This window comes from Rhizobacter sp. P3_C12, assembly GCF_056402735.1.
In genome coordinates, this window is sequence record NZ_JBFUGW010000479.1 from 1 (window position 1) to 2,820 (window position 2,820).

The 2,820-nt window shown below is 65.7% G+C and carries 3 protein-coding genes and 1 pseudogene; all 4 read right to left on the reverse strand.

Features of this window, described 5'->3' with window-relative positions:
• Positions 1-524, reverse strand: a pseudogene (locus AC1DXV_RS33410) (hypothetical protein); the annotation flags it as partial.
• A 130-nt stretch (positions 525-654) separates the two neighbouring features.
• A complete protein-coding gene (locus tag AC1DXV_RS33415) occupies positions 655-972 on the reverse strand; it encodes an H-NS histone family protein (RefSeq protein WP_477873685.1) in 318 nt (105 codons plus the stop codon).
• Between the two features lie 104 nt (positions 973-1,076).
• Positions 1,077-1,349: an oxidative damage protection protein gene (locus tag AC1DXV_RS33420; protein WP_047508941.1), complete on the reverse strand. Its 273-nt coding sequence runs from the start codon at positions 1,347-1,349 to the stop codon at positions 1,077-1,079.
• Positions 1,350-1,400: 51 nt separating this feature from the next.
• Positions 1,401-2,741: an amino-acid N-acetyltransferase gene (gene argA / locus AC1DXV_RS33425; protein WP_047508943.1), complete on the reverse strand. Its 1,341-nt coding sequence runs from the start codon at positions 2,739-2,741 to the stop codon at positions 1,401-1,403.
• Positions 2,742-2,820: the final 79 nt, after the last annotated feature.

A 2,820-nucleotide genomic window follows, 5' to 3' on the forward strand; every position in this document is an offset into this window, starting at 1 on the left:
GCGCAGGCCAGCGCATCGCGCGCCACGGTGYGTGCCGCGGGCAGCCAGGCCTGGCGGTCGAGCGTGCCGTCGACGGTGAGGCAGACGAGGGCCATGGCCACCGCGGCCAGCGTGGGCAGCAGCACGCCGACGCCCAGCAGCAGGCCGGCATCGCGCCAGCCGTCGATGCTGCCGACGAAGCCGAGGCGGCGCAGCAACAGCGCCGACAGCAGGCCGGCGCCGACCACGGCGCCCGACGCGGCGGCGGCCTGCCAGGGCGCCAGGTCCGAGCCGAGCAGCACGATGCAGCCGGCCAGCCACAACCCGGGCGCCATGCCGGCGCCCCAGCGCAGCAGCGCGGCCAGCACCAAGCCGCCGGGCAGCCAGGGCAGCGGCGAGACCAGAGTGAGCAGGGGAATCGACAGCCCCCAGCGACCGAGGGCCAGGCATGCCAGCGACGCCAGCACGGCCTGCAAGGCCCAGACGCTCAGGCGCGTGGACGGCAGCAGGATGACGGGCAGGGTGGGCTGTCGGAAAACGGGCACGTGGGCGTCGCGAGGAAGCTTTGAATGTAGCCCGCGACGCTTCCGGCGGGCTGGGCCCGATACCCCGCAGATGCGGGTATCGGTCAGCCGATGGAATCGATACGGATTTCCGGACCCGGCGTTCGCCGGATCAGAGGGCGAAGTCTTCGAGTTTCTTGCCCGCAGCGACGGCCGCCTTCAGCCATTTGGGTTGCAGGCCGCGACCGCTCCAGGTTTCGCCGGTGGCATTGTTGCGGTATTTCGCCGCCACCTTGCCACCCTTGCTGGCGCCGGATTTGCCACCCGTCTTGGTGCCGCCTTTGCCGGTCAGGTCGGAAGCCGACAGGCCGTATTCATTCATCAGCGACTTGACTTTGGCAATCGCGTCCTGGCGTTCACGCTTTTGCGTGGCTTCGATTTCCTGCTCGAGGGCAGCCTTCTTGGCGAGCAAATCCTGCAACGTGGTCATCGATGGTTTCCTGTTTGAACCCGGCTATATGTGCCGGCGCGGGAATTCTATTCAGGAAACCCTGAAATGCCAAGCGAAACCCCGCGGCAGGGAATCTGTCAGTTTCAGGGGGTCGGGGGCACGTATCCCGCGGGCTGTTCGACGCCTTCGCCGAAGAAGAATCGCTCCATTTGCCGGGCGAGGTACTGGCGGGCCCGCTGGTCGGCCAGGTTCAGCCGGTTCTCGTTGACGAGCATGGTCTGGTGCTTCATCCAGGCGGCCCAGGCTTCCTTGCTGACCTCGTTGTAGATCCGCTTGCCCAGTTCACCGGGATAAGGCGCGAAATCCAGGCCCTCGGCCTCTTTCTTCAGGTAAATGCATTGCACCATTCGAGCCATGACGTAACTCCAGTCGATCTGTTTGTAATGTCGTGAAACGAAACCAGCGGATCAGGCCAGTTTCTTGACGAGAACCTGGGAGCGCCGGTCCCAGTTGTATTTGCGCTTGCGGGCCTCGGGCAGCCAGTCGGGGTCGACCTGCTTGAAGCCGCGCTTGATGAACCAATGCATCGTGCGGGTGGTCAGCACGAAAATGCTGTCGAACCCGGCACCGCGTGCGCGCTGTTCGATGCGCTTGAGTATTTTCTCGCCATCGCCTTGCCCTTGCACATTCGGGGACACCGTCAGCGCGGCCATTTCGGCGGTATGCGCCTCGGGATACGGATACAAAGCGGCACATCCGAAGATGACGCCGTCATGTTCGATGACGGTGTAATGGTCGATATCACGCTCGATTTCGGTCCGGTCGCGTTTGACCAGGGTTCCGTCCTTCTCGAACGGCTCGATCAGTTGCAGGATGCCGCCGATGTCGTCGGAGGTGGCTTCGCGCAGGCTTTCGAGTTTCTCGTCGACGATCATCGTGCCCACGCCATCGTGGGTGAACAATTCCATCAGCACCGAGCCGTCGACCGAGAACGGCACGATGTGCACCCGCTCGACGCCGTCTTCGCAGGCCTTCACGGCGTGCTGCAGGTAGAACGCGGTGTCGGTCGGCTGCATCGGGTTGGGCAGGCCGGCGAGCAGCTTGCGGGCGTCGGCCAGGCCGAGCTCCTGGTCGATCTCGCTGTCGGGGTCGAGCGGGTCGAGCGGGATGCCGCGCACCTCGGTGACGTAGATCAGCTTGTCGGCCTGCAGCTCGCTGGCCGTGCTGGCGGCCACGTCTTCCATGCTGAGGTTGAAGGCCTCGCCGGTGGGCGAGAAGCCGAACGGCGACAGCATCGCGAGCGCGCCGATCTCGACCAGCTTGCGGATCCCGCTTGCATCGATCTTGCGCACCAGCCCGGTGTGCTGGAAATCGACGCCGTCGACGATGCCGACCGGGCGTGCGGTGATGAAATTGCCGGAGACGACGCGGATCTGGCTGTGCGCCATCGGTGTGTTCGGCAGGCCTTGCGAGAAGGCGGCCTCGATCTCGTAGCGCAGCTGGCCGGCGGCCTCCTGCGCGCAGTCGAGCGCGAGCGGGTCGGTGACGCGCATGCCGTGGCTGAAGCGCGAGGTGTGGCCCTTGGCGCGCAACTGCTCCTCGACCTGCGGCCGGAAGCCGTGCACCAGCACCAGCTTGATGCCCATCGCGTGCAGGATCGCGAGATCCTGCGCGAAGGCCGACAGCTTGCCGGCGGCGATCAGCTCGCCGGCGATGGCCACGACGAAGGTCTTGCCGCGGTGCGCATGGATGTGCGGCGCCACCGAACGGAACCACGGCACGAAGGTGTGGGGGAAGACGAGGTTCATGGCGGGGCCGCACGACCGGCCGCAGTTTGAAATAATCGACGATTTTGCACGAAGGCTTCGAGTGACCTCTGCCCCGCGC

Bases quoted from the DNA above. Each gene is read 5' to 3' on its own strand.
- AC1DXV_RS33415 (WP_477873685.1), bottom strand. From the start codon at position 972: ATGACCACGTTGCAGGATTTGCTCGCCAAGAAGGCTGCCCTCGAGCAG.
- AC1DXV_RS33420 (WP_047508941.1), bottom strand. From the start codon at position 1,349: ATGGCTCGAATGGTGCAATGCATTTACCTGAAGAAAGAGGCCGAGGGC.
- argA (WP_047508943.1), bottom strand. From the start codon at position 2,741: ATGAACCTCGTCTTCCCCCACACCTTCGTGCCGTGGTTCCGTTCGGTG.